18 protein-coding genes and 1 CRISPR repeat array are annotated in these 26,810 nt (G+C 64.0%); of the genes, 8 read left to right on the top strand and 10 right to left on the bottom strand.

Annotated elements, in window-relative coordinates; all coding sequences use genetic code 11:
* Window positions 1–338: 338 nt before the first annotated feature.
* The 4 genes from ACFVAV_RS11340 to ACFVAV_RS11325 all read left to right on the top strand — a co-directional run bounded on the left by ACFVAV_RS11340 (window position 339) and on the right by ACFVAV_RS11325 (window position 7,039).
* The gene (locus ACFVAV_RS11340) at window positions 339–803 is read left to right on the top strand and encodes a hypothetical protein (RefSeq protein ID WP_379033678.1); all 465 of its coding nucleotides are present in this window, start codon (window positions 339–341) and stop codon (window positions 801–803) included.
* Entirely contained in the window at window positions 784–996 is a 213-nt protein-coding gene (locus ACFVAV_RS11335; RefSeq protein ID WP_379033675.1) for a hypothetical protein, read from the top strand. The genes ACFVAV_RS11340 and ACFVAV_RS11335 overlap by 20 nt, the downstream gene beginning before the upstream one ends.
* A gap of 736 nt (window positions 997–1,732) precedes the next feature.
* Window positions 1,733–2,059 (top strand): hypothetical protein, encoded by a 327-nt coding sequence (locus ACFVAV_RS11330; RefSeq protein ID WP_379033672.1) that lies wholly within the window; start codon window positions 1,733–1,735, stop codon window positions 2,057–2,059.
* A 1,832-nt stretch (window positions 2,060–3,891) separates the two neighbouring features.
* A CRISPR array of direct repeats spans window positions 3,892–4,875; the repeat unit is 29 nt; unit sequence GCCTCAATGAAGTGCAGCGCCCGAAGGCG.
* A gap of 559 nt (window positions 4,876–5,434) precedes the next feature.
* The gene (locus ACFVAV_RS11325) at window positions 5,435–7,039 is read left to right on the top strand and encodes an ISL3 family transposase (protein WP_379033669.1); all 1,605 of its coding nucleotides are present in this window, start codon (window positions 5,435–5,437) and stop codon (window positions 7,037–7,039) included.
* Between the two features lie 1,882 nt (window positions 7,040–8,921).
* Here ACFVAV_RS11325 and ACFVAV_RS11320 read toward each other — a convergent pair.
* From ACFVAV_RS11320 to ACFVAV_RS11300, 5 genes are all read right to left on the bottom strand, one after another.
* The gene (locus tag ACFVAV_RS11320) at window positions 8,922–9,956 is read right to left on the bottom strand and encodes a hypothetical protein (protein WP_379033666.1); all 1,035 of its coding nucleotides are present in this window, start codon (window positions 9,954–9,956) and stop codon (window positions 8,922–8,924) included.
* Window positions 9,956–12,763: a type I-U CRISPR-associated helicase/endonuclease Cas3 gene (gene cas3u / locus ACFVAV_RS11315; protein ID WP_379033663.1), complete on the bottom strand. Its 2,808-nt coding sequence runs from the start codon at window positions 12,761–12,763 to the stop codon at window positions 9,956–9,958. Before cas3u ends, ACFVAV_RS11320 begins: the two co-directional genes overlap by 1 nt.
* The gene (csb2, locus tag ACFVAV_RS11310; protein WP_379033660.1) at window positions 12,756–14,306 is read right to left on the bottom strand and encodes a type I-U CRISPR-associated protein Csb2; all 1,551 of its coding nucleotides are present in this window, start codon (window positions 14,304–14,306) and stop codon (window positions 12,756–12,758) included. The genes cas3u and csb2 overlap by 8 nt, the downstream gene beginning before the upstream one ends.
* Window positions 14,303–15,493 (bottom strand): type I-U CRISPR-associated RAMP protein Csb1/Cas7u, encoded by a 1,191-nt coding sequence (gene cas7u / locus ACFVAV_RS11305; RefSeq protein WP_379033657.1) that lies wholly within the window; start codon window positions 15,491–15,493, stop codon window positions 14,303–14,305. Before cas7u ends, csb2 begins: the two co-directional genes overlap by 4 nt.
* Before the next feature lie 794 nt (window positions 15,494–16,287).
* Window positions 16,288–16,656 (bottom strand): hypothetical protein, encoded by a 369-nt coding sequence (locus tag ACFVAV_RS11300; RefSeq protein ID WP_379033654.1) that lies wholly within the window; start codon window positions 16,654–16,656, stop codon window positions 16,288–16,290.
* Between the two features lie 954 nt (window positions 16,657–17,610).
* Between ACFVAV_RS11300 and ACFVAV_RS11295 the strand changes: the two genes are divergently transcribed.
* Complete coding sequence (locus tag ACFVAV_RS11295) at window positions 17,611–19,311, top strand: AAA family ATPase (RefSeq protein ID WP_379033651.1); 1,701 nt, start codon at window positions 17,611–17,613, stop codon at window positions 19,309–19,311.
* A 707-nt stretch (window positions 19,312–20,018) separates the two neighbouring features.
* Here ACFVAV_RS11295 and ACFVAV_RS11290 read toward each other — a convergent pair.
* Both ACFVAV_RS11290 and ACFVAV_RS11285 read right to left on the bottom strand, forming a co-directional pair.
* Window positions 20,019–20,864 carry a recombinase family protein gene (locus tag ACFVAV_RS11290; protein WP_379033648.1) on the bottom strand — a complete coding sequence of 282 codons (846 nt, stop codon included), beginning with the start codon at window positions 20,862–20,864 and terminating at the stop codon, window positions 20,019–20,021.
* Window positions 20,761–21,525, bottom strand: coding sequence for a recombinase family protein (locus ACFVAV_RS11285; RefSeq protein ID WP_379033645.1), 765 nt, complete (start codon window positions 21,523–21,525; stop codon window positions 20,761–20,763). Before ACFVAV_RS11285 ends, ACFVAV_RS11290 begins: the two co-directional genes overlap by 104 nt.
* Window positions 21,526–22,248: 723 nt before the next feature.
* Between ACFVAV_RS11285 and ACFVAV_RS11280 the strand changes: the two genes are divergently transcribed.
* Both ACFVAV_RS11280 and ACFVAV_RS11275 read left to right on the top strand, forming a co-directional pair.
* The gene (locus tag ACFVAV_RS11280) at window positions 22,249–23,043 is read left to right on the top strand and encodes a hypothetical protein (protein WP_379033643.1); all 795 of its coding nucleotides are present in this window, start codon (window positions 22,249–22,251) and stop codon (window positions 23,041–23,043) included.
* A 47-nt stretch (window positions 23,044–23,090) separates the two neighbouring features.
* Window positions 23,091–24,206 (top strand): hypothetical protein, encoded by a 1,116-nt coding sequence (locus ACFVAV_RS11275; RefSeq protein ID WP_379033641.1) that lies wholly within the window; start codon window positions 23,091–23,093, stop codon window positions 24,204–24,206.
* A gap of 35 nt (window positions 24,207–24,241) precedes the next feature.
* On the opposite strand, the gene ACFVAV_RS11270 is transcribed toward ACFVAV_RS11275, so the two are convergent.
* Window positions 24,242–24,421 carry a hypothetical protein gene (locus tag ACFVAV_RS11270; RefSeq protein WP_379033638.1) on the bottom strand — a complete coding sequence of 60 codons (180 nt, stop codon included), beginning with the start codon at window positions 24,419–24,421 and terminating at the stop codon, window positions 24,242–24,244.
* Window positions 24,422–24,805: 384 nt separating this feature from the next.
* Window positions 24,806–24,973 carry a hypothetical protein gene (locus ACFVAV_RS11265; RefSeq protein ID WP_379033635.1) on the bottom strand — a complete coding sequence of 56 codons (168 nt, stop codon included), beginning with the start codon at window positions 24,971–24,973 and terminating at the stop codon, window positions 24,806–24,808.
* 316 nt (window positions 24,974–25,289) lie between these two features.
* Here ACFVAV_RS11265 and ACFVAV_RS11260 point away from each other — a divergent pair, with 316 nt between their 5' ends.
* Complete coding sequence (locus ACFVAV_RS11260) at window positions 25,290–25,835, top strand: GNAT family N-acetyltransferase (protein ID WP_379033631.1); 546 nt, start codon at window positions 25,290–25,292, stop codon at window positions 25,833–25,835.
* Window positions 25,836–26,034: 199 nt separating this feature from the next.
* Here the strand turns inward: ACFVAV_RS11260 and ACFVAV_RS11255 are convergent, their stop codons facing one another.
* Window positions 26,035–26,619, bottom strand: coding sequence for a recombinase family protein (locus tag ACFVAV_RS11255; protein ID WP_379033628.1), 585 nt, complete (start codon window positions 26,617–26,619; stop codon window positions 26,035–26,037).
* Between the last annotated feature and the right edge of the window lie 191 nt (window positions 26,620–26,810).

Genomic DNA, 26,810 nt, shown 5'->3' with positions numbered 1-26,810 from the left:
GGTCGGCGGCGCTGATTCGCTCGTTCTTCTGTGCGCAGGCTGGATTGGTTGTGGGAGTCAGTCGGCCCCTCGCCCGGCACGCGAAGTATGTCGCCCGAGAGTGATTTCCGAAGTCCACAGGCTTGTCGACCTCCCACACCAGCATGTCGTAGCTCACGCCAGCGATCATGTCGTCAGGCACCGACATCCGCATCGCCTCGCGTAGTCAGACGTGAAGGTGGCAGCGACAGCCTCATGCGGCAGGATCTCCGCTGCGAGGCTCGGATGGCTAGTGGCAGGTGCGCTGCTGTCGCAGAAGGCGCCACGCTCGCACGAACGAAAAGGCAAGGGAGACAGGGTTGGCAGGCAGTGGATACCTGCATCGGCGCCAGGACGACTACGACGGTGTGCGTGCGCGGGCTGATGCGTTCTTCGAGGTGGATCGCAGGTTCCCCGAGGACGTCTTCAAACAGGGCTGTTCGAGAACGATGTTCATGGAGTTCGAGACCGGGCTGTCACGGTATGCGTGGCCGGCGCTCAGTGCTCTCGCGCGGATGCACGGCGATGACATCATCGACGTGGTGACCATCGACCCCGGCCCCGGATCGCTGAACTTTCCAGCCCATTGGGATCTGTATCCGTCGTTTTCGCTGAGCGTGGACGCGACATCCGACGACTATGCAGCAGCGACCAATGAGCTCTGTCCCGAGGGTAGGGCGTCGATGATCCACCAGCTTTCCGATGTCGTGGTGATCACGGGAGTCGCGGCGTTGGGGGTGCTGGGCAGAACGCGGGCCCGAGCTCATGGCCATCGCCGCACCTGACACTCCTAAACACGAACAATGGCGTCGCAGCCACGAGTACGACCTGTGCAATGCGTACGGAGCGTTGAGTTCTACCGCGCTGGCCTGCCCGAACATGCGTGTCCCGATGCGTTTCGTCGAGCCCTTCATCGAGAACTACATGTGGACTACGAAGCTTCGGCCGCTCGACCTGCTCGTGCACGACCAAACGTGAACTTGTAGTGAGGCGCAGGGACGCCTCACACAGCGGCCCTCGGACACCCGCCCTCAGGGGTAGTCACCCTTTCACAGGCTGGAGGCGGTCATCGGGAGCCGATGTCCGGGGGCGTGCCGACGGCGTGCCAAGTTGTGGACGTGCCATCGTCAGGCTGATCGGTCGGCCGACGCGAGTTCTGCTGAGGGCGGACAGAATAGAGTCGCGCATTGCTGCTTGCTGGCAGGTTGGTGACGACTTCGGCGCTCGACACTCTACGGGAACCTGCGACAGGCAGGATTGGACGAGACCGCGCTTGTTCAGGTGGCGCCGCGCATGGCATCGGCGATGAATCGCCGAATGGGATCCGTGGTGAGGTTTGGGTCCTGGTCCGGATCCGCCGCAGGAGGAAGATCTGCATCCGCTGACCGCCTTGGGGATCGCAGTGTCGCGGGCGGTCGCGGCCGGGTGCTGGTCGATTGGCAGGCCGCGGTCACCGTGTTGGTGATCGGTGCTCGAACTGTTCGTGGTCTTCCGCGACACCAAGTTGAACCGGCACACAGGGTCCGCCGCCCTGGTCGAGGGCGGCGGACCCTTTGCCGTCGTCGTACCGGACACGACGTCCAACCCGCGAGGCGAGTGGCCGGTGCGGGCGAGCAGGCAGAACGTCCCCAGGATCCCTAAGCAGGGAACCCGGGGCGTGCGGCGTGCTGTCCGGCCCCGATTGTCTAGATAGGTCGCCGACGACCGTGACCGCGTGGTCGGCGACATCCGCCTCTACGACGCCCTCACCGGCGCCGGATTCTGCGGCCCGGTCTGGACCGAGTCGGTGCGGACACTGGTCAAACACGGCTCGTCGGTGCTGAACACTTGGTCACGCAGCGGCCGGATCTTCTCGGTCCTGTGGGACAAGGGGATCGTGCTGGACCCGGCGGCCTCGGCGGCCGAACGTCGGCGGCTGGCACTGGATGAGCTGCACCGGCGCAGATCGTGCGCCTGGCCGTGGCCGAAGCGGCGGTCAAGGTACAGAAGGAGCTGCAGGCCGGTGTCGGCTGGATGCCGGGCCCGGGACAGCTTGGCTTGAAGTCCTACTTCGTCGGGTCCTGTACCTACAGCTTCGCCAACGAGTTCCGCAAATACCGGCGCCAGCAGAAGGGGATCGTGCTGGCCGACCGGTGGGTCTGGTCGGATGCCGGTTTGTCCTCGATGGATCGCCACGATCCGGTGGGGATCTACCCGGACCCGGAGACGGCGGTGATCGAGCACGAGGTGATCCGCGAGCACATGGAGATACCAATGTACTCACCAAACCGTCACCACTGGTCACAGCGCAGAGGATATCGGGTGGTCGGTGGCCACTTGCCATCTAGTGGGCATAAATTCGCCCGACGTGCACCGATGGGACCCGATGGGGTGGCGGCTGGCATGGGCATCACCGGGTATGCCGGGGGTCCCACATCATCGGTGGGACCGCCAGACCTGGTGCCCCCAGGGTCGGCCGGGGGTATCCATATCATCGAGGCCGACCGTCGCCGGTTGCATTGGCGGCGCGTTCTAGCTCAGCCGCCGAGCAGATCAGCTGGTCGACCTCTCGGACGAGCACGTCGACCAGCCCACTCGTGCTCGACGGATAGCGTTCGGACTCAGCGACAGCCTTGCGGTCCAGGCCGTCGACATCAGAAGCCCAGCGAATAAGGTCTTGAGGGTCGGCGGCCGGGTGGGACGGTATCGCGCGCATCCCTCCATCGGCGCGAACGAGCATTGGCTTGAAATGGCCGTCGCCGGTGTGGTCGTAGCTGAAACCCCACGCACGGACCTCCCCTATCGGGACCACTTAGACGTGGTGCCTGTCGTACCACTTAGGTGCGGGGACGGACTCGGTGTACCGGGCGACTACGGGTGGCTGGATACCTTTCTGTGCCGCTAGGTGCGCGTATAGCCGGGCCCAACGATGCCTGGGCAGTCGGAGCGAGCCACGGTGGGGACGAGGGCCCCATTGCTGCGATTACGGCGCGCCAACTAGTTTGAGTGAACGTTAGCCGGATCGTGGGCAGTTTTGCAGTCGGAGCAACCGGCCATCGGCAGTTGAGCACGTTCATCGGCTGGTGAGGCGGCCCTCGGGACTGCACAGGGCGCAGCGATGCGGGCCCACTCCTTGCCGATTACCGAGGCCGCACCGGTCAGGCCTCAATGAAGTGCAGCGCCCGAACGTGCTGCGAGAAGTGGCGGGTCAGCGGGGTGCCGTTGAATACAAGCGCGTCTCAATGAAGAGTGGTGCCCGAAGGCGCTGCAGGAGCAGTTGGCACTACGCCCGGCACAGGGTTGCGTGTGCCGCAATGAAGTGCAGCGCCCGAAGCGCTGCGGGAAACCCCCGCGGGCTGAATACTGGCGTGTGCGCAGGAGCGCGCGGCGATCAGCTCTCTGGGCGTCTCGCGTCGCCGCCGAACTGGATATGCTTCTATCGCCTGAATGAAGTGCAGCGCCTGAAGGCAATGCGAGGTCCCGATCACGCTGCACCGGACGGACCTGTGTTCGTGCCTCAATGAAGTGCAGCGCCTGAAGGCGATGCGAGAGGGTCCCGAAATAGTACCCACTGACCAGCACGAACGTGAACCCGTGCGAGCGCTGCGTCCGACACGCTCATGAACTACGTGTCAGACCGTCTAGTAGGGGAACGGTATGACGTTGACCAGCGGATTCGTGCTGCGAGGGCTCGCCGGATTTTGTGGTGTGGGTTAGCTCTCGCGGAGGCTCAGGGTCAGATAACTACGGAGCCAGATTCCGTACTCGCACGCGCATGGTGCTGCGGGGGTGGCCGGGGGATGTGCAGGAAGTTGCGGCCTCAATGATGTGCAGCGCCCGAAGGTGCTGCGGGGCGCCGCGCTGGCGGCAGGTCAGAAGAACATCGTGGGCGGTGCCTCAATGAAGTGCAGCGCCCGCAGGCGCTGCGAGTTTCAGCCGAACCCGCCGTCAGGCAGCCAGCCGCCGGCATCGCCTCAGTGAAGTGCAGCGCCTGAAAGCGCTGCGGGCCCACGGGCCAGTCGTCGTCATCTGCGACCACTGGTGGCCTCAATGATGTGCAGCGCCTGCGGGTCCAGGGATGGATACGCACCGACCGCGTGACCATGCTGCCTCAATGAAGTACAGCGTCCGAAGGCGCTGCGGGGAATATTTTGCGGGAGAAAAAGATTCGGCATTGCGGCCTCGATGAAGTGTAGCGTCCGAAGGCGCTGCGGGTTGCATGACTACCTGCGACGGACCGAAGTTCGTTTCTCCTCAATGAAGTGCAGCGCCCGAAGGCGCTGCGGGTCTTGTCAGTGTTGCGCCGGGCGAGGGTGGCCTCGCGGCCTCAATGAAGTGCAGCGCCCGAAGGCGCTGCGGAGGGCCCGCGCTGGTGTGTCCGTCGAGGCCGCCGTTGTGGCCTCAATGAAGTGCAGCGCCTGAAGGCGCTGCGGGGATGATCCGCTGTTTCCACACCTCGGCCTTTTCGCCGGGGCCTCAATGAAGTGCAGCGCCCGAAGGCGCTGCGGGGCGGGCGCCCACTGGCTGGCACTGCAACTGCTCGGCGGGCCTCAATGAAGTGCAGCGCCTGAAGGCGATGCGAGACCTGTTCGATCCGGTGTCCAATGTCGCGGCGTGGATCAAGCCTCAATGAAGTGCAGCGTCTGAAAACGATGCGAGCGTATAACGCGCTGACCACACCGGACCCCGAGACGCTGCCTCAATGAAGTGCAGCGCCCGAAGGCGTTGCGGGGGTGAGGATCGCGGCCACACCTCGCACGTACGCGTCGCCTCAATGAAGTGCAGCGCCCGAAGGCGCCGCGGGATGCTGCCCCACGCCTCAGCCTCATAAGTGAAGGTCGTGCCTCAATGAAGTGCGGCGCCCGAAGCTGCCGCGCGGGAGGGTCCCCAAACCATACCCGCTGACCAGCACGAACGTGAACCCCTGCGAGCGCTCCGTCCGACACGCTCATGAACTACGTGTTGGACCGTCTACCAGGAGAACGGTATAACCTTGACCACTGGATTCGTGTCGCGAAGGCTTGCCGGATGTTGCGGTGTGGGCTTGCTCTCGCGGAGGCTCGGGGGGCAGATAACTTCGAGTCAGATCCCGTGCTCTCACGCGCACAGCCGACTACTCAGTAGCGGTCCGATCGAAGTGCAGCGCCCCAAGGCCTGACTGAGCACTTCGGTTGGGTATCGGCCTGGCCTCAATGAAGTGCAGCGCCTGAAAGCGCTGCGGGGCATGACGACCGAGGGCATGGACCGGCCGAGGCGCCTCAATGAAGTGCAGCGCCTGAAGACGCTGCGGGCCAGTCCAACGCGAAGTTCCTGGCGCACAAGGCGATTGTCGCTTCCGCCTGAAGACTGGTTCTGGCACAGTCTTCGTGATTGACCCAGCTCGGGATCTGCTGGGGCGCTTGATGGTTGACGGGATGCCGGGTGCTCTGATCTTGGAGTGCTGAGGATCTTGTTTCCGCACCTCGACGGGCTAGAGATCTGTGCGGTCCGTGCTGCCGGTTCCACGGTCCGGATCGACGCGGCCACTGCCGAGGAACTGGCGAGGTGTCCTGGCTGCTCGACGCCGTTGCGGCGTGTTCACAGCCGGTATCAGCGGCGGTTGTCCGACACCTCGATCACGGGCCGGGAGGTCGTGATCGTACTGCGGGTCCGCCGGTTGTTCTGCGACAACTCCGACTGCGGGAAGAGGACTTTCGCCGAGCAGGTTCCGCAGCTCGCCGCCCGCTACGGGCGGCGGACGCTGCTGTTGCAGCGGATGTTATGCGCGGTCGCGCTGGCACTGGGAGGTCGACCTGGCGCCAGACTGACTGGACACCTTGCCGCGAAGGTGAGTCGGATGACCCTGCTCCGGCAGATTCGAGCGCTACCCGACCCGGAACAGGTCACGCCCAGCGTGCTGGGTGTCGACGACTTCGCGCTGCGCCGCGGACACAACTACGGAACGATCCTGATCGACATGACCACCCGGCGGCCGGTCGACGTGCTCACTGACCGCACCGCCGACACCCTCGCGGCTTGGCTCCGCCAGCATCCAGGTATCGAGATCGTCTGCCGCGATCGCGCCGGCGCCTACGCCGAAGCTGCCGCGAAAGGCGCACCGCAGGCGATCCAGGTCGCGGATCGATGGCACATCTGGCACAACCTCGGCGAAGCCGTCGAACGCACCGTTGCCCGGTACCGAGCCTGCTTGAACGTCGCGGTCGACCTTGATCACGAGCCGCAACTTCCTGACATCGCAGACGTCGCGGCCGGTCTGCGCCACGGGCCGATCGAACCGCCGCTGCGGCAGGACCGCACTGCGGTCCGCACCCGCCAGCGCTACACCAACGTCCATGCGCTGCTTGCCGAAGGCGAGACCATCCGGGGCATCGGCATCCGGCTCGGGCTGGCGCGCGGCACTGTCCGCCGGTTCGCCCGCGCCGAGTCCCCGGAGGAACTGCTGGTCAACAACCAAACCGGCTACCGCGCAGGTCTGCTCGACGAATTCAAGCCCTACCTGCACCAACGGTGGAACGAGGGCTGCACCAACGCCGCCAAGCTGTTCGAAGAGATCCACTCACGCGGCTACCAGGGCAAAACGAACATGGTCCGCGCCTACCTCCAGCCATTCCGGACGACCGCGCACATCCCGGCACCGCCACCGAAACCACCGACAGTCCGGAAGGTCACCGCATGGATCATGACCGATCCCGCCAACATCGACCCCGACGACCAACGACGGCTCGACGCGATCCTGGCCTACAGTCCCGAAATGGAATCGCTGACCGGCCACGTCCGAGGGTTCGCCACGATCATGACCGAGCGCCGCGGCCGGGAACTTGAACAATGGATGAGCAGCGTCGACGCCGACGATCAGCCGGCACTGCACTCCTTCGTTCGCGGCTTGCGCCGCGATCAGGATGCGGTCACAGCTGGCCTCACCATGAGCTGGAGCAGCGGAGCGGTCGAGGGGCACGTCAATCGGATCAAGATGCTGAAGCGGCAGATGTTCGGCCGCGCCAAGCCGGACTTGCTGAGGAAGCGAATCCTGTTGAGTGGCTGACTGACACGGCGATCGGGCTCACGAAATTTGGGCCAGAACCCCGATTCAGACGGAGTTGACAGCGATGCCTCAATGAAGTGCGGCGCCCGAAGGCACTGCGGGATCGGTGACACCGCGCGGGGCCAGCGTGATGTCGGAGTCGCCGCAATGAAGTGCAACACAGCGCCCGAAGGCGCTGCGGGCACCGCGAAGACCGGGACCCGCCGTTCGAACTGCTTGCCCTGGCCCTTATGAAGTACACCGGCCGAAGGCGCTGCGGGCCCGTAGACCGCTTCGTATTCCGACTGCGCGCCGAAGTTCGGGCCTCAATGAAGTGCAGCGTCCGAAGGCTGCGGGGTTACGCCAGCGGCGGGCCGGGCGCACGTTGGGGACGCCTCAATGAAGTGCAGCGCCCGAAGGCGCTGCGGGCGGATGGAAACCATCTGGCGTAATCCAGCGACTCCGACGCCTCAATGAAGTGCAGCGCCCGGAGGGCGCTGCGGGCGCACCGCCGCTTGGCTCGCCGTGCAGGACGCCCGCAAGCCTCAATGAAGTGCAGCGCCTTCAGGCGCTGCGGGTTCCGTCGCCTGCCAATGTGATCGGAGTCGGCACCCTTCCTCAACGAAGTGCAGCGCCCGAAGGCGCTGCGGGTTGATCGCAAGGTTGGCAAGATGGCGAACTTCCTGCAGGTGCCTAAATGAAGTGCAGCGCCCGAAGGCGCTGCGGGCCTTGAGAACGGCCCGAAAGGCTGGGATATCTCGATCGGGCCTCAATGAAGTGCAGCACCCGAAGGCGCTGCGGGGGCAGCTGGCTCACCTCGACGTCGACGACGTTCCAGCCTCAATGTAGTGCAGCCCGAAGGCACTGCGGGGTGTTGCCCGCGCCGCGTTCATTGGCGTCGCCGCCGCCTCAATGAAGTGCAGCGCCCGAAGGCGCTGCGGGGCCGAGGGTCCAGGGGCTGGGCCAGGGGCTAATCCAGGGGGCCTCAATGAAGTGCAGCGCTCGGAGGCGCTGCGGCTAGCTGTACGGCTGCTGAGATAGCCTCCTTGACGCCGCCTCAATGAGGTGCAGCGCCCGCTGCGGGTTAAAGATGCGCGCGTCGCGGGTTTCGTCGGGGTCGCCTCAATGAAGTGCAGCGCCCCGAAGTCGCTGCGGGCTATGGGCGCGGCCACAACCTGGGCTGGGCGCACCTGCCTTAATCAAGTGCAGCGCCCGAGGGCGCTGCGGGTCGTTCTGAAACCAAGATTACGAAGGTGTGCCGCGGGACGGCATCCGCGATGACCCAGCACGCCTCAGTCGGCAGGCCTCAATGAACGGCGCCCAAAGGCGCTGCGGGCTCGTGCGTGAACCACAGCCAGGCGAACGCGAAGAAGGCGCCTCAATGAAGTGCAGCGCCCGAAGGCGCTGCGGGCGGCCGCGGCCGCGTCGTCCTAGCGGGCCTGGCCGTAGATGCCTCAATGAAGTGCAGCGCCCGAATGCCCTGTGGGTGGAGTCGCGATCACGGCCATGGATTGCCGACCCATGGGAGCCTCAATGAAGTGCAGCGCCTGAAGCCGCTGCGGGTCGCCGACGGTCATACCCAGCGCGAGGGCTAGTCGGAAACCTCAATGAAGTGCAGCGCCTGAAGGCGTTGCGGGCCATAGCCCCTCGTTGCGGGGTCGCGTCCACATGCCGCCTCAATGAAGTGCAGCGTCCGTAGGCGCTGCGAGTACCAGCCGAACCCGCCGTGAGGCAGCCAGCCGCCGCGGTCGCCTCAATGAAGTGGAGCGCCCGAAGGCGCTGCGGGAAACCCCCGCTTGGCCCTGCGAGTGCCCACGATTGAGCCAGCCTCAATGGAGTGCGGCTCCTAATGGCCGACATGGCGACGCCCGAAGGCGCTGTGGGCCGACAAAGGGTTGGATACTCATGTGGCGGCCGCCTGAATGGGAATCGGTTCCCCGTTTAGGGCGCGCCGCTCGGGTGCGTTGTCGCTGCCGAATCTGCCGACCGGGAATCGCACGATCCCCCGAACACCTCGTGCCCGCAACCAGTCTGATGCCGCCGAGCGTTTGACATCATCGGTGTCTAGGTCGCTGATACCGGCGACGGCAGCGTCCCTCAGTTGCGCGGACGCGAGAATGGTTCGTAGGCGAGGCACCCGCCAGCGGCCTTCCCAGACTGGGACATAGAACCATTCGCGGCGTGGTTTGCTCACGGTTAGGTGGCCGCTGGTCACCGCGTTGCCCGTCAATCGCGGTGCGATCGGGAATTGGCTTATGCCCCATAGCGCGCACCACACCAGGGCATTGTCGATCGCTCCGGGGGTCGTCATCCCGGTCGCGGAGACGCTGTCGGGGTTCCCGCCGAGTTCATCGATTGTTGATTCGCCGATGAGCCCTGCGGCCAACAAGCCCGGTTTCCGGGTCGGGAGTTTCTTGCTCAGTGGGCGCAGTCGGTTGCCCACGAACTCCGACCCGCGGTTGCGGGGTTGCATTTCGAACCGGCTTGCACCCGCATCCTGGAGCACGACGCCCTTGAAATCGCGGTGCCAGTAGCTCGGCTCGCCCAGCGCCGCTACGTAGCGCAGATCGTCCCAAGCGCGAGATGTGGTAAGCGAATCGAGGATCTTCTCACGATCGTTTTGGTGCGCGCGCCACGCCTCGGTTGACTTGAAGGGGGTCAATCGGGGACTCATTGTGGCGCGTTTTTCCGGCCCGCTTCTCTTGTCAACCCACATCCTGCGTTCCGTCAAACACTCGCGGACGGTATTTTCAACGATTTCTGGCGAGAGGCCAGCGGCTTCGACGCACGGCTTGCCCGAATCCCACCGCAGCGTCACCCCGTCCATCTGCGTGTGCAGGATGTCGCCCAGGCCATAGAAAGCCATGTGGTGAACGAGTATTCGCTGGTCTGCCCCGCTCATACGGAATTGGACCGGTTTTTCCTCAAGGTTGGCCATCAGTGTCCTTCCGCTGACACGCAGCCATCCGCAGCGCGCAGAACCGCTTCCAGATACGCACACACCCACACGCCGTAGCGACGTTCGGTGCGTTCGATCAGGTCGTCCCAACCGCCCTCATCGAAAAGCATGCTGGCGATCTCGGTTGTGCGCTCATCCGCGTCCCCACCGACGAGTTCGGTTGCGCTATGGGGAAAGGAGGTGCGCCCGTGCCCGTGCGTCGTGCCGATCAGTCGCGCTGTTAGCGCGCGCGATGAGGCGATCGTGTCCCAGGCCTCGACGACGGACTGCTGTTCATGTCGCCACCCCGGCGGGAGCCCGCTCCGGTCGCGTGCTCGGCGCACGCCTTGCGGAGTCGAGTTCGCGCCGCTCTTAGCCAATATGACACCTGGTTTCGCACCCAAACGGGTTTGGAAACGCCGATCTTGCTTGCCGTCGTCGTGATGCAGCGCGGCTTCGCCGACCGCGCTGACCACGTCGGCGGCCAATCCAAGGGCAGTCGCGAGGGCGACGGCGCGGCGAGCGACATCTTCTTGATGAGCGCTCAGTGTGACCGGGTGTGCGTTTGCCGTCCATTCCTGACGCATGTCCTCGTCATCAACCGCGCGGCGCCCGTCGACCACGAGCACTCGGGTCGCGATATCGCTTGCGTCGCGTTGGATGATCACGTCAGTCATGCGCGGATAATCACGAAGCAGTTTCGCCGCTGGCAGAGCCATCGGGCTCCGGTCGAGGTTGCTTTCCAACCATTCCGCGACCAGCAGCTTGCCCGCACTGTCGCTCTCGTCGCGGCCAAGCTCGGCCAGGGTGTCCAGCTGATCCCTGAGTTCCGCGTGCTCAGGCAGAAGTTCGGGGCTCGGAGTCAGCTCGATTCGGTGGATGACCTCGCCGGCGCGCAGTTCACGTTCCAATACCGCGGGCGCTTCGAGGACGTCGTCGCCGGGGTGAGCTTGCATATCGACGGTCACGACGGGCGGCCACTTGCGATTTCCTGGTGCGGTGAACAGCGGGGCGTCGGTGTCGACGACAATAAAGTCGCCGGGCCGGATGACAGGTGTTGTCTCTTCCCCCTTGCCTCGCCATTCGAGAGTCTCGACGTCCTTCCCCCGCACACGGACGGATCGCTGGGCGATCTCGGGGTGCGTTTTGTGTAGCCGCGATAAGGCGGTGCGGGCCGTCTTGATCGGAACGGGGAACGTTTCATGCCGACGGGGGCCGACCGCCCGGAGGAAATCGAGTGCGTCGGCGGGGTCTTCGGGCAGCGCCCGCACGGCGATGCCGACCCCGAAATCGGGGTCGAGATCATCGCTCAACCACAGTTCCAGCGAGGGATCGGCCGCGAGCTGGTCACTCGACCGCGCCCAATGCCAGGCTTGCCCAAGTTCGGGCCGCTGCAGCAGCATTCGCCGCGACGCGGCCCTCGGCGGCCGGTTGGCTGCCTCGCGCAACGCCCACGGCGCGAGACCTTCGGTCGTGAGCGCGCGGGCAGTGAGCCAATTCCATGCGTTGAGGAGGTCTTCACCGGCGTATGGGCCTGATCTTGTCTTCGCGTCGGGCGGTGTCTCGGGCCCGATCACGATGACCGGGCCGGATTCGCGCAGACCTCGTCGATTCACCCGACCAGCTCGCTGTGCCGTCGCTGAGCCGGTCGCTAGTTCGGTGACGATTCCACTGAAATCCAGGTCAGCGCCCACCTCGAGTGACTGCGTCGAGACGATGACATCCACCTCAGAACAGCCTGCCGGACTGAAGATGCCTGGAAAGTCGTTCGCGAGTCGCTCAAGGTCGATGGTGCGGAGCTGGCCGCAGATCAACACCACACACAGTTCGCGGCCGTCGACCTTGTGCTTGCGCAGACGGTCAGCAACGTCCACGGCCGTCGTCACGGTGTTGACGAAGACTCCGACGGTGCCGTCGCCGAGCAACCCCACCGTCTCGCTGACGATGGTCGTCGCGGTCTCGGCCGGTTTTCGCGGCCATCCCGAAACCGCCACCAGCTGGACTGGTTTCGGTCGAGTCAGCTTGGCCTTGAGTATCGGCGATTCGTCAATGTCGGTGTCGTCGACTTCGACTCGGCGACCCGAGGTGCTGTCTGGGGTCGCGGTGGTCTCGACCACTCGCAGCGGGCGCGGGCCTTCCCACGTCTGCTCCGCCACAGCGGCGAGTTCGCTGACGCGCCGTGCGGTGTGGAGCAGTTGTCGGCTCAGATGCGCCTCGTCGATCACCGCCACGGAATCGATCGCGAGCAGTCCCGCCGCGCGGGCCCACGAGCGCGGCGAGGAACCATACCCACGGAACAACAGTCGACTGCCCCACATTTCCGGCGTCGCGCACAGCACAGCGGGCGCGTTCGGGTAATCCACCCAACGCTGTGAACTCGGGAGACCGCCACGAATCCGGGCCACCAGCAGCGGCGACTCACCCGCACGTGCGTTTCCGTCCCGACCGCGGAGCTGCCAGAGCAACTCCGCGACAGCCGACAGCACCGGAGTCTGCGGCGCGGCAAGACGCGCCGCGACCTCGCGGGCGTGCCCATACTGGTCATCGACGAGCGCGCGACGGTCGACAATCATCGACAGCCGTCGCGGGGGCAACGGCGTCCCCTGCGCGATAGCCACCGCCAGCGCGAAGACATGGATATCGATCACCGACGTTTTGCCAGCACCTGTGGGTGCGGCCAGCGTGTCGGGCCAGTCCCCGGCCACGACGTCGGCAAGAAGACGAGACTGCCAGGCGAACGGTTGACAGCCTGAATGCAGTTCGCCGAAGAACGCGCCGAAATCATCGACGCTGAGCGCATTATTCACCGAAGCCTCCGAGAAATATCTCACCCTCCGCGTAGTCCTCGGGCACGAGCAGCCCGCCGCCCAAGTGCCGACTCTGCCCTAAAGCGATCAGAGTCGTCGGCGGGCACAGATCGCCGAGCGATAGCACCGCACGGTAGGGGCGCACAACAGCGTTCCGATTCATTTTATGGACGTAGTTGTGCACTCTGCTGTCGGCAAGGGACTCGGCCGAAAGCACCACCGCACCAGCGGCATTAGCGGCGTCAACGAGCATGCTCGCCCGCGCCGCACCGGTGCCGGAGACCGCTCCGACCTGACGGGTGCCTTGCCAGATATAGCCCAGCGACAGCAACACCGCATGCGTGAAAGTCCAACCGCGATATCCGCGCGTGTCGGGGACAGCGGCCGGATCGGTCCGCCACAGCCGAATAGTGCCCGACTCCGGTTCCAGCCAAATCTGGTCTCCACCAACGACATCCACAGGCCCGCACACCTCGATCGGGAATCCGCCCTTACCTGCCAGACGCAGAATTCGCAGCCGACTCACCGCCCGTCGCACCGCGACAATGTCCGCCGGGCGCGCGCCCGAGGGAATCATCACCGCGAGCGAGGAACGTCCGCCATTGTTGAACGCGGTCGGAGCCTGACCATCGATGATCTGGAGCGCGACCCGGTTCGACGGACGTGACGCGTCGTCGGCGTAGTCGCCGGTGAGGATCGGCGGCGAGTCACGGTCAAGGATCTTGATCAACGCGCGATGCGCCGCGACCGCGACCCTCACACGGTCCTTGTCCGCGACGCGTCGAGAAAGCGGAACAACCAGCACTTCAGGCCACGGCACATCCGCAGCACGCCGCCGAATCGCCCGATAGCGACCAGCCCGGACATTGCCGGTGGGGAGGGGCCGACTGGTCGAGCGCTCGTCGGTGCCAGCTTTGTCGCTGCCGACCTTGCCGGTGCGCTCGACCAGGTGAGCGGCAGCGAGTTCGTCCAGGCGGCCGGGTGTCGGGATATCGACATCATGACCGGGATCAAGCGCGAACAGATCGGCGTCCGGGTCGAGTTCATGCGTCGCGGCGGGCGCCTTATGGGTGACATCCAACAACACTGGTGAGTCCGCCGTGCCGAGGTGCGACACGTCGGAGCAGAGTTCACGCAACGCGCTGGCGACGTGATGGGGCGGAGCCTGCGACCAGGACCAGACGAACTCGCCGTCGACCGCGACGACACTGTCTTGCTTGCCGATCTTGCGGATCGCTTTGCGCCCCGCGACTTTCCCGATTGTGCCGTCGTTCCGATAGGCGACGGCGGTGCCCGTCGTGATGTGAATGGGCGGAATCGACACACTGGTCGGCGGATTATTCTCCAGCCACCGCAGGGCTTGGGCGTCGGTTTCGCAAGGCCCCCAGCCCGACTCGCCCACCGTAGCGCGAGGACCGAATCCCGCGGCCGCCAACAACGCTGAATACAGGCGGGCCACCGACGGCATGCGATCGACCGTCCCGTCGGGTCGACTGCCCCGGTATGTCCGCAAGGGGTAGCTCGCGATAATGGAGAACGTCATGCGGCTGGCCCGTCGCTCTCGCCCGCCCCCTGCACGATCGCCGGATCGCCGTCGACCCGCAGTACGACACCATTCCACACAACATCAGCGGTATTCTCCGCGTGTGCCAGCGCATCCGCGAGCAACCGGTCAGCGGCACCGACCGTCAGCGGCTCGTACTCCACGGCCGACCCGCCACGGCCATGGATGACCACTTCTTGTTCCCCTGCCTCCACAAGATCGCAGTTCGCGCGCAAATTCAGTTCGGCGTCGGAGCGGGCGAGCCCGTTCAACGCCAGCGCCGCCAGCAGCGCCCGACAAGCTGCGTCGCCTTCGGCACCCGACCCAAACCTGATCTGGCGAAGAGCGGCGAAGCTGAGCACGTGACTGCGGATGATGCGGCGGCACGCAACGCCTGCGAGCGCCCCGAGGTTCGGGGCGATCGCGCCCAGCCCGGCTGCGGACGCCTTCTTTGCCTTCTCGTCGGATGTTGCACCGCCCAGCCCTTCGCGCTGGCGCTCCATGAGCGCCTTCAACGCTGCGGCACTCAGCTCAATCTTCGCGCCCAGCGGATCGATTCGGCCTCCTCCCTTCATGACCTCTTCCCCGACCCTGTTCGGCGGGGCGCAGAATCCGATGATCTCGCCGGTCACGATGCTGCGCCACTTGCCTTGCTGCGCCTTGCGATGCGAGTCCCACGAGCCGAAGACGATGCTGATCGGGCTCGCGTCGAACAGCGCCCGAGCTTCAATGGGAGACGAATCGCGCAGCGCGCGATAGAAGTCCAGCTGGGTGGTGGGCGTTCCATCGACGTACCCCGCCCGGAAGTGGGCATCGAACCCGCGGTGCGGCATTTCGACGTCAGACAGTTCGATCAGTTTGCCCGCGCGGTCGTAGCTCACCACCAAACGCGGCATCCGCGCGAGCGTCTCGTCGCCGTCGTGGATCGCTTTGACCAGCTCGGCTTCAAACCGATTGAGCTGGCTCTGTTTTGAATCGATCAGGACCACGTCGGCCAACTTGCCATCGTCGTAGCGCTTTTCGTACGCGTAGGTCCCGTAGTCGCTCTTCGACGCGAACTTCGCGGGGGCCACAGCAGCATGTTGCCCGGCCGCAGGCCGCAAATCGGTGTTTGAGGTGAGACAGCCTGCGCCCCCGGCTGATACGGCCTCGATCAGATCGGCAAGCTCGATCGTTTTCCTTGTCACATCCCCTGCTTTCGATAGTTGTCACCCCGCGCTGACCTCGGCTCGGCGGCCTTCATAGAGGTGACTCCGTCAGCGCCTGGAACACAAAGGCGCCCGATCTCTCGCCGAGCCTCACGGGCGTGCTGCACACTGTGCACCACGGCACCGACAAGTTCGGCCGAGCAAGCCAAGGGCCTCGGCGAATGCAGGACTTGGGGGCGTGCGGGTCAACCCTGGTTGCCAACACTGGCGCTCGCCAGCGCGTGTGTTTCTGCTGGGTGGGTTCGCCAAAGCCGCACTGGACCGCGCGACCTTCGCCGCCCAGGCTGCCAGGCCTACTCGGATTGTCCTCGCGGTCCGAGCGCATCTTGCCGGGAACGATGGTCGCGTTGGGGGATCTCGGTAGGCGTCCAGGCCTCGTTGCCGGGCTTGCGTTCGGCCCGCGACGGTGTGGGCGCCGCCGGGGTCGACAGGCGCGTACCCGACGGTTGCGTCGCCACGGTGCCGACAGCGATCGTCCCGGAAACCTCCAGAACGGCAACAGCAACCGCGACCTGTTGGCGTACCGGTGTGCGAGCAAGAACCTTGAAGGCTCGACCAGCGAGGAAATCCCCTACATCGACGAAGTCCATTGGGCCCGCGGACAACCCGTCACAGATCCCGTCCGGGTCAGTGTCGGGGCGACTATCCGAGCCAGGGGAATGCGCCGAGCGCGGCGCCGATCAACACTGCTGCCAGCCACCTCAACACCAGCGAGGGTTCGCCGGGGTTGCGGAGACGATGCACAATCCAGATGGCCGTGCCGACCGCGAGGGTCACTGCGGAGCAGAGGATCCGTGGCCCTGGAGCATCGCCGAAGATGGTGCGGCGAAGGACTTGGACCATGCCGCCGAGTGCGTCCGTCGGCGTGGCGGATGCTCCCTGGGCGAGACAGTGTTTGCTCGTGCGAGCAGCGCGACGCCGTGCACCGCAGCCAACAGCGCCAGTGGCGGGATGACGGCGACCGCGGCAACGACGGCCGGCAGGACGGTCGTGTGCAGGACGGCTTGGGTCGCGTTGCCGACCACACTGACTGCTGCGGCGATGCACAGCTCGCTCCAGAAGAAGACGTGCGCACGGTCCGCGCCCACGTCGTCTCGAGTGGTCGCCTCGGGCCGCGCAGCTTGCGATCGTTCAGTCGGCATGCCTTTGGCCTCGCTTCGGTGTGGTTGTGAACAGGAGATCGCGGCCATCGGATCACCGCAGGGGATGGTCGGTCGTGGACGAATGTCCGAGGATGCGAGGTCGTCGTCAACTATCAACTGTGTCTGGGCGTCTCCGACGGGCAAGGCGGCGACGAGGACGCCCGAATGTCTCTGGTGCTGCATCGGATCGCCGGAAGGGTGGTAGTCGACCCGGTGTTACCGCGGTTGCGTCGACTCCGCTATGGTCTCGGAATCGATGACCTGGCGCTGGAATCGGCGATGCTCGGCCTGTGGCTCGATGCAATCGTCTACCGGTTGTCAACTGATAGACGGTTGTTGTGCAATTTCACGGCTGTCTGGACACGGACCCGGCCGAGGCCGTCGGCGCCGCTGGGATCGAGTTCGGTCTGCCACCATCACTTCTCACCGCCGTCGATGCCCTCGGTGTACACATGCACCCAGTGGAGTCGGCGCTGGCCTGGACGTAGTCGCCGTGATCGTCTGTGCACCCACAGCAGCGGAACCGGCAGGCGCGGGTTGGTGGCGTTTCGAGGCATGCGACGTTTCGATCATCGGAGATTGTGGGCACAGCGATGCCCACGTCGTGTGGACGTGGGCATCGCTATACTTGCGGAATCCGTATGTGGACCAGTTGGTTGGTGCACTCTGGCGGTCAAGGCGCTGCGGATGATGTGGCGCTCAGTCGACTGTGGTCGGAACGAGGTGGTGGCTGGTGAGTCGCCCCTACCTGGTATGCCTTGGTAACGGAGGTGCGCTTGGGGTGGGGGAGAGGGGGAGGCCACGTCGAGCCGAGTGCCGAAAACCGCTACCCGAGGAACAGTCAAAAACGGCCACCCGCCGGGCAGCATCTGGTGAGATGGGACCATGCTGCTACATGGCGTGGGAATACAGGGTTTTCGAAGCTTTCACGGCGACATGCAGTTCATTTCGCCCATGTCGAAGATTACGCTTATTGCCGGACAGAACAACAGTGGTAAGTCCAATGTGTTGAAGTTCGTCCACCAGCTGAACGAGTTGCGGCGTGAGCAGCCCAAGGGGTTGGATGTCCCCGTGGTGAGCCGGTCGATTCCATTCGAATTTGCACTCGCGCTGGGTCCGGAGAGCCGCGAGCAGATAATCGAAGGTGTCGGTGCGCTCGCGGCTGTCGGTCGCGGATCCCTGCAGGTACTCAGGGCGGTATTGGATTGCCGCGAGATGAGAATGGATGGCTCCGACCGGATTTGGTTGAGATGGAATGCTGTAGATCAGTACACGATGAGTCCTCGCAAGCAGGCTCATGCCATTTTGGAAAGCCCCGAAGTTGACCCTGCGCAAGTCTACAACTTCGTCTTGAACGCATTCTCCGGTGCCAGTAGCGGCCGGGGGGAGAATGAATTGAAGCTACTTGAGCACATTGCCTCAAACTATGTCATGATCCCACCTGTCAGAGTGGTCGAGGCCTCTCGACGTATCACTGATCTGGACCAATCCGAAGATCCTCGTGCGCCGTTCACCGGTGACGGGTTGATCAAGAGGTTGCTTGCGCTCCAGGCTCCAACGCGCGAACGGGACTCTGACCGGGAGCGATTCGAGGCTGTAAATAAATTCCTTCAGGTGGTTTTGGAGGAAGAAGACGCCCGTATCGAACTTTCTCACGATGCGCAGGAGATCAATGTGCGCCGTCGGGGATTGTTGTTGCCTCTAGAGTCCCTTGGGACCGGCGTCTCTCAGGTAGTGATTCTGGCTGCCGCTGCGACACTGGAGCAAAATACTTTGATTTGCATGGAAGAGCCTGAGGTTCATCTTCACCCTTTGCTGCAACGAAAACTCCTCCGATACCTCCACGACAATACAGATAACCAGTATCTGATTGCGACGCACTCGGCGCATATGCTTGATGACCGCTATGCTCAGGTCTTCCATTCTACCTACACATATGCAAACGGAACTGAAATTTCTAATGCAGGAAATGCGCACGAACTCTCTTCTATATGCGCCGACCTTGGATATCGTCCAAGCGACCTGCTGCAATCGAATGCGACGATCTGGGTTGAGGGTCCGTCCGATCGGATCTATGTCCGCCACTGGATGGGCCTGGCAGACCCTCAACTGAAAGAAGGTGTCGACTACACGATCATGTTCTACGGTGGGCGGCTATTGAGCCATCTTTCTGCTGATGATCCGGACGTTGGGGAGTTTATCAGCCTGCGTCGACTCAACCGTCATCTTGCAATCATGATCGACAGTGACAAGAACGCCGCCCGCTCGAAGATAAATCCGACCAAGCAGCGTGTTGTCAGCGAACTGTCCGAAAATGGGAAACCTGGCTTGGCGTGGGTGACGAGCGGGCGAACCGTCGAGAACTATGTACCGAAAGACCTCCTCGCGGAGGTGGTTCATCACGTGCATCCGAGGGCTGAGATGGTCGGGAACGTCGACCGCTGGAGCGACGTGCTTAAACCTGCCGAGGGCAAGGAGTTCAAACCCGACAAGGTAAAGGTGGCCCGAGAGGTGGCACACCGATGGTCGAGCGGGCTGGACATCCTCGATCTTCGCGAGAAGATCCTCTTGCTAGTAAATATGATTCGCGTGGCAAATGGTAGCCCGCCCTTAGTGAAGGAAGACCTAACTACTGCGATCCCTGAATGGAGCTGACATCCGGGAAAGGAATATGAAGTTGACGTCTGTTGTCGTAAAGGCGTGAGTGGGTCCAGGCCGGCGGCGCTGGGCCTCACGACTTGGCGTGAATCTCAACGTCTTGCACTGACCCATAAGCCGCAGGCTACCGACTGCATTGGCAACGATTGGTCTCAAGGTCGCCGCAGCGGTATGCGTGCTGCTCGTGGATCGGCGGCCTGAGGTCGAGTCTGGTGGCGACGAGGTCATCTTCGGCGGGGAAGTTCTTCCTCCGCGTCACTGATGCCGGGACATGGGGAGACTGGGGACGCCGCAACTTGGGATAGTCGACTCCCTGCAGAACCAGTGGGATGGTACGGATAACGGCGAGGGTATCCTGCCCGGCCGCCTGTCGCCTGCACTTGCGGGATGGTCCGTGACGTGAAACTGGCCCGGTTTCGTCCCGTCAGCTGAGAGCTGTACAGGTCCGATGAGTCCAGTTCTTCTTGTGACCGATCGGCGGTCGCGGATTTGCCCTGAACCGCTTGTGCCGCAGTGGGTTTGCCCGGTGTGGACGGCTGGCGCAGTGAATCGTGGTGCTGTCTAGTCTGTGGCCACGGTTGAGTCGGACAGTTGTGGATAGCGAGTGTGTCCCCCTCCGGACACCAGCGCTATCCCCAACAGGGGATGTCGTAATGATCATTCGATGCTCCGAGTGCGCATAGCGCACTTGGAGCTCGATTGCGTTAGAGAGGTCCCTTTTGTACTCCGGGGTGCCTCCAGCCAGGATTAGGCGGACATCGCCGTGTGATTCGATGATCTTGCGGAGCTCGGTCTCGCTGAACTGTTCTCGTGTGGGCAGTCTGTTCAGCTCGACCTGTGCGGCGGCTTTGTCGGCTTGGGCGGCGTTCATCGCGTCGAGTACTGCCTGCGGGTCGATTCCCGCTTCGATCGCAGCGAGATGGCGTTCGATCCGCGTGGATGCGTGCTCGATGCGTCGGCGTAGGGAGACCTGGCGTGAGTCGCTGTCGATGTCGTCCTGTGCCGCGAGGAGTGCGTCGATCGTGCGGTCGAGGCTCTCGGGATGAAACAGGGTGGATAGCCACTCGTCGACGGGTGCGGTGATGTCGGCTTCGCGGAGGGTTTACCGTTGGAGGGTGGATTTCCCGGACGGGACTACCGGGCGGGAGCGTGCGAGCTCGGCACCGGTAGTAGACCGCCTTGCGCAGCATTTCGCCCTGCATCTTGCGGCTGCAGATGTCGCAGTAAACCCGCCCTCTGAACTGGTAGATGTTGCCGGAGCTGATCGGCCTGGTGCGTTGTGCGGGTGAGCGTTTGAACTTGACGATGTTGCCGGCGGCGACGTCGTCAGGGTCGAGCAGCTGTTCGGTTTTGGTCCAGCGCCCGAAGACGGCGTAGCCGGTGTAGCGGGGGTTCTGCAGGATGGCCCCGACCGTGGTGGCCTGCCAACCGTCACCGGAACGATGCCTATTCTGTTCCGGACGGGCAGGGGATGTTCTCCTGGTTGAGTTTTCGGTCGCGATGACTCGATCGCTTCGGCCCTCGAGGTAGAGGCGAAAGATCCGTTGCACCACAGGGGCGGTGGCGGCATCGATGGACAGGATGCGGAGTTTCAGGTTGTCTGCGGCGGTTCGGATTGGGGTGTGGCGGACCGTCGACGACGAGGTATCCGTAGGGCGGGCGCCCGCCTTGGTGGCGGCCTTCGTTGAGGACTTGCGCGTTCATGCTGGCGCGGGTGCGTTGCTGAACATGCTGGCGTTCGGACTCGCTGAGCCCGCCGAGCATGTTCATCATCATGGTGTGGGTGACGTTGTGGGGGTCGTACCGGTTGCCGAGTTCGGGGACCCAGATGGAGACGTTGTAGGCGTGGATGCGGGGTGCGGCGAGGCTGAATTGGTTGCCGAACCAGCAGCGGGTTCCTTCGCCGACGACGATGCCGGTCCAGCCGCGGTCAGGGTTGCGCAGGTCGTCGAGGAGTTTGGCGGCTTCGGTGCGGCGATGCCAAGGCACCGAGCGTGATTGCCCGATGTCGAAGTAGCTGGTGACGATTCGTCCGTTGACGAACTTCTCGGCGTTGCCGAGTTGCCATTGGTAGGAGGTTTCGGGGTCTTGGTTGTCCTCCGTGCTGCAGCGGCCGTAAAAGGCAAGTTCTTCCTCGCCGACGGGATCGAGGTCGGTGGTTTCGAGTCTGTACAGGTCGTCGAGGACCGCCCACGCGTTGTCGGTTGTCACGAGACCTCCTTGTCGTCAGAGTCCTTGGAATCGAGTCCGCGCCCGGGAGGGAGCAGAAGGCGAAGAAGCGCATGGCCTGCTGACCGGGGGAGCGGGTGCAGCTCAGCGGGGCACTCCGTCTCGACACGGTGTCGGTCCTTCTCCGCTGGCCCCTCGGCGTCACGCTTACGCGACATCGAGCCATGCCTGGTCGCGGCAGCTTTCATGGCTGCTCGATCTAGACGGGGTGGCCGGCGCCGGTAGAGGGGGCGACGGTGCTACTCGACCGAATCCTGCTGTGCAGGTCTGGGACCGGCGAATCAGCTGCTGGGATTTCGAATCCGGGGAAGGGGGAAATCGGGAAGAGGCCATGGGGTACCTAGGTGAGGGGTCCCGATCAATGGCTCTTCCGGTATCGAGTCCAGCCGCGAACGATCTTCAGGCTGGTCACGAAGTGATTTCAGGTTCGATCTCGTCGGCGGGAATCCTGCTGCTGCGCAGGCGGACATGCACACACGACCTGAGGCTGGAAGGTGCAAGAAGCGCGATCAGTTCGAGGACCGCCCACGCGAATCTGCGGTTGTGGGCCGTGCGCTCCGGGCTCGGGTTGTGAGGGTGTGGCCCTCGGGGCAGGTGCGGGCTGCGAGCCTGGCACGGCCGAGCCTGAAGGCCAACGTGCACCCAGAGACGCTCACCGCGGCCTGAGCCACGCACGGTCACCTAACCACTCCGTACCATGGTCGCATGCGCTCTGGCCAGCTCTGCATCATCTGCGGCTCTCACGCGGGCACTACTGAACACATTGTTCCGCAGGCACTTTGGAAGCGATTCGGTCTCGACCCGAACAGCGCCGATCTGGCGCGGTACCGGACTGAACTATGCGAGGCACATCAACGCGCCACTTCAACGCTGCATAGCCGTCGAAACCTTCTCCAGCTGGTCGACACCGGCGAGCCGGTCACCCGAAAGTCTCTGACCGATCTTGCCGACTGGGCGGTGTGGGTCACTCTGCTGCTGGGTCTTTGCACAGGAATCTGCGCGCTTCCTGTCGATGAAAGTCGTGACCTGCTGCTTCGCCGGTTCAGCGGACGAACCGCAGGAGGCTTGCCAGCCGGCATTCGTGTGTACGCCGCGAGGATCGACGCCTATGTCAGCGGCACCGACTTCGTCTCACGCCAGATAGCCATCGAGAAGGGCGATCACGTCGTCCTCGACCACTCGAACGTCCCGAGCGGATTCACCGTCAGGAGCGGGCCGGTCACCGCTACCGAGGCGATCGGGCTCGGCACCTTCGCCCTCCTGGTTGTGCCCAGGACGTACGATTCCGGGCCGCGGCACAAGGAGCGACTCGACGGCGTTGCGGCGAGCGTTGGTTTGGACCTGATTCACCCTCTTCCCCAGCCGATTCCAACACTTGTGCCGAAGAAGATCGACATGCGCGCCGTGTCGGGAATCTTCGTCCCGCCGGGGTGGGGCGACGATGCCTCTCTACTGCCGATAGCAATTCAGTCGCTGATGCACGCCCGCGCCTCCGACTAGTACCGCGCCACATCACGCAGCCCCTTGCGCCGGTACCTTGGATCGTTGTGAACAAGGTCCAGCTCGAGATCCGAGTGAACGAGATCGTCAACCACGTCATCGCTGGCGGCAAGGTCGAAGACGACCATGTCGAAGCGAAGCGCGAGTGGCCGAAGCTGGACAAGGCGGGCCAGCTAGCGGGGATGGCCAACGCCGCCGGCGGCTACCCCATCCTATGGATCATCGGGCTCTGCGAAGGCTCCCACAAGATCGTTGCCGTGGACGACACTGACCCCGCGAGCTGGTGGCAGCAGATGCAGGGCGATTTCGCGTACGGCGTGGCGCCGTCCCTGAACATCCTTCGGGTCGTCACTGACTATGGGTCCGTGATGGCCCTGCAGTTCGAAACGGACCAGGCCCCCTACCTCGTGAAACTGCCCAAGGTGCCGAAAGACCCGAACAATCCACTCAGCGGATACCGGTGGGCAACCGCAGCAATACCCTGGCGGGAGGGCACCAGCAATCGAACCGCGACCCGCGCCGAGCTGCTGTCGGTGCTGCGGGAATCGGCGGCAGCGCCCGACCTGGCGGTCGTAACTTCTGTGGCTACGTTGTACGACGAGATCGACGTGACGGTTCCGCAGCCACCACTAGATCTGTCATTCTTCGCTGTCCTTCTCATCGACACCGAGCCAGGGGCGCACACGTTCTTCCCTGTGTACCGCCAGCAGATCACCCTCACGGCTTCCACCGGTGTTGAGATTGATTGCTCGGAGGCCCAGTTCGTTACGTCCGCTCCTCTGAGGCCCGCCGACCCGCACCAACCAGCCGCTGCACACCTGCCCAGGCAGAAAGAGTTCAACCCGTATGGTGCGACCGACCAGCCCAGTGGATTGGTGGTGATGGCGCCGGACATAGTACGGATGCACATCGATCTGGAGATTGACCGAGACGACGCAAAGGAGATGCAGCGGGCCGATTGGGTCGACCTAACAATCCACCTGCCCATCGGAGCATCGGAACGGGTTGCGAAGACACAACATCGGCTGCTTCGGGTCGAAAGTTCTTCTGAGAAGCCTCTGAAGACTTCCAATCGACGACGGGTGATTGCTTGGGCGACGAACGGCGCGATCGAGCGGCGGAGGCGGCCGAGGTGGTCACCAGCACCGAGGTCTGTCCGCTAGCGGAACTCCGTCGCGCCGCGTTCGCGCTCGTTCCGTCATGCGGCCAGCTTGTTCGGTTTGAGGGAGAAGTAGATGACGATGGCGTCCGTCAAGCCGTACGCCGCTTTTGCTTCGTCCCATGCTCGGTGAAGCGCCTGCTCGCGAGTGCTTACCTCAGTCACGATGCCGTCGCGGGTCATCGTGGTCAGGCCGCCGCGTCCGTTCGAGGCTTGCACGGTGATGACGAAATGGTACTCGCGCGGCTTCCGACGGAGCATCAGATTGGGCGCGGTGGCCGCCGGGACGAGGAGGCCGTAGTCTTTCGGAGCCGGCGAAACCGAGCCACGACAGGTAATGATCCTGGTGGGGTCGGGACCTCAGGAGCCGTTTGACAGCGATCGCGACGATCCGGAACGCTCACCGACTGAAGTATGGCTCGATGATGTACTCGGCAGTACTCCAGACCTCGGCTTCCCGCTGAATGTCGTAGGACTCTGTCGACGACGGTCGGACGACAGCGCGATCGACATAGGCGCCGGTCGGAGCCTTGGTTGCGCCTAGCACGACATCGGCAAGGTGCCGGCCCGCGGTCCTGCGGCTGGTCGCCGACGGTGTCAGGGTCAGTACCGGCAGGAGTGTCGTACCGCGAACCGGGAAACAGCATCAGCGTCGCGGGCGAGGTCGGTGCCGGGGACGAACCGCGGGTTATACGAGATAATCCCGATTCCGGTGCGCAGTCTTCGGGCGTACTCGTGCACGAGGTAGATCGCGGCGAGCTTGCTGGTCATCGTCCTGTGCCGCACAAGAGTGCACGGTTGCGCTGAACCGGACATTTGGGATGATTGCATGCCCGCGCGAGCGGGGATGAGCCCTGCAACGCCGCACCGACCAGGGCTGGGTCGTGGTGCTCCGCGCGTGCCCGGACCGTGCAAGTCCGGGGCGTTCGGCGTTGTTTTGCGGGCGAGCCGGTTCGGACCGATGGGGTGGCGTCAACCACAGGTCCACCGAGCAGGTCAAGATGGCGGTGGGGGCCTAGCCTCTGATAAGCGGGCCGAATCGGCGGTCTTACTGCGCTGATCGCCGCGCGCGAATACGTTGTCGGTCATGGCGTTGCCCGAGGTCGAGTTCACCGAATACACGACAAGCGATCTGCCCACATTGCAGCGGTGGTGGGAAGACGAGGCTGTGTCGAAGTACGTCCACGACCTGGAGCACCAGTTGTGGCCCGGCGCGCCCGGCTCGAAGGTGAGCTCAGGCAGGTACCTCGCACGGCCGCTGGTTCGCTACATGGTGCATGATGCGGCCAAGGTGGCGGTCGGATTCGTCTCTGTGCAGGTGACCGGCAGTTGGACCGAACGGGAGGATGATCCGGTGATGCCGCCGTTCCATGGTGGCGTAAACATCGTCATCGACCCTTTGCGGCAGGAGGAAGGCCTCGGGTCGGCAGCGCTCAAGGCTGTGTTCGGTCGTCCAGAACTCGCGGACTTGATGACGCTGGGCGGGTCTGTCGATACGAGGAACAAAGAGAGCCTTGGGATGCTGCGCAAGCTGGGCTATGTGCAGTCCGGTCCCGCGGAGAGGGGCATGATCCCTTTCACGATTCCCGGCCCGGCGGCGCAGAGTTCGTCCGCGATCTCCGTGCCTGACTAACGACGGAGGCGCGCTCTAGATCTTCAGCAGCGCGCTTGATCTTCTTTGCCAAGCGCTCGATCTCGGGATCTGTTGTCGCGTTGAGGATCTTCCTAGCTCACCGCTGAATGTCGTCAGCGTCACTGGCCTTGCTCTGGCTGCTCCACACGCCGTTACGCATTTCCATAGTGCGAGCATCCCACCGGGGACCGACAACCACTCACGGCGTTCCTGACGGACTCGCCGCTTCGCAGGCGGCTACGACCTCACCGTGCACCACGGCCAGGCTCACCCCGATGCCGCGGGAGATCTCGCGCAAAGACTGGCCTTCGCCGTGGCGTGCCAGGATCGCGCGGCGCTTGTCGTCGTCGACCACCCGAGGCCGGCCACCCTTGCGGCCACGCCGAGCCGCGGACTCCAGTCCGTTGCGGGTCTTGCGGGAGATGTCGCGGCGCCGGTCTTCGGCCAGGGCGAGCGCCAGGTCCAGGATGAGGCTGCGCTCGATGTGTTCTCCGGCGGCGATGCCGTGCAGTACCTTGACCGAGATCCCCTGCTGGAACAGATCGTTGAGCACGATCAGCCCCTCGAGGAGGTTTCGGCCGAGCCGGTCGGCCTCCTGCACGGTGAGTAGATCACCAGGACGCAGATAGCTCAGGGCATCTTGGAGGCCGGGCCGGTCGGCGACTTTGATCGTGCCGCTGATCTTCTCCTCGAAGACCTTCACGCAGATCGGGTCGAGATCGTCGTGCTGGCGTGCGGTCTCCTGCTTGCTCGTGCTGACCCGGACCAGACCGACCAACGCCATGAAAACCCCTCCGTACGTTCAGGAAACGTGTTCGATAACCGGGGTTGAAGCTACCAGTAAACGAACGGGTTTCCGAACATTTCCGCCTGCTGATGCGCCGCCAATGCCACTGTCGCGCCGGGTGTTCGGTAAACGTTGCTGCGCTCAAGCAGTCAGTGCGTCACCACAGTTCAGATGCTCAGCGTAGACCT

The sequence above is a fragment of the Nocardia sp. NPDC057663 genome (genome assembly GCF_042799895.1).
GTDB lineage: Bacteria > Actinomycetota > Actinomycetes > Mycobacteriales > Mycobacteriaceae > Nocardia.
Note: the sequence above shows the minus strand (reverse complement) of the source record. Positions and strands in the feature narration are given on the sequence as shown.

What these genes read in the sequence shown, in the direction of transcription:
- ACFVAV_RS11335 (WP_379033675.1), top strand. Translation starts at nt 784, where the DNA reads ATGGCCATCGCCGCACCTGACACTCCTAAACACGAACAATGGCGTCGC.
- ACFVAV_RS11320 (WP_379033666.1), bottom strand. Translation starts at nt 9,956, where the DNA reads ATGGCCAACCTTGAGGAAAAACCGGTCCAATTCCGTATGAGCGGGGCA.
- csb2 (WP_379033660.1), bottom strand. Translation starts at nt 14,306, where the DNA reads ATGACGTTCTCCATTATCGCGAGCTACCCCTTGCGGACATACCGGGGC.
- ACFVAV_RS11300 (WP_379033654.1), bottom strand. Translation starts at nt 16,656, where the DNA reads ATGCCGACTGAACGATCGCAAGCTGCGCGGCCCGAGGCGACCACTCGA.
- ACFVAV_RS11295 (WP_379033651.1), top strand. Translation starts at nt 17,611, where the DNA reads ATGTCGAAGATTACGCTTATTGCCGGACAGAACAACAGTGGTAAGTCC.
- ACFVAV_RS11280 (WP_379033643.1), top strand. Translation starts at nt 22,249, where the DNA reads ATGCGCTCTGGCCAGCTCTGCATCATCTGCGGCTCTCACGCGGGCACT.
- ACFVAV_RS11265 (WP_379033635.1), bottom strand. Translation starts at nt 24,973, where the DNA reads ATGACCAGCAAGCTCGCCGCGATCTACCTCGTGCACGAGTACGCCCGA.
- ACFVAV_RS11260 (WP_379033631.1), top strand. Translation starts at nt 25,290, where the DNA reads ATGGCGTTGCCCGAGGTCGAGTTCACCGAATACACGACAAGCGATCTG.
- ACFVAV_RS11255 (WP_379033628.1), bottom strand. Translation starts at nt 26,619, where the DNA reads ATGGCGTTGGTCGGTCTGGTCCGGGTCAGCACGAGCAAGCAGGAGACC.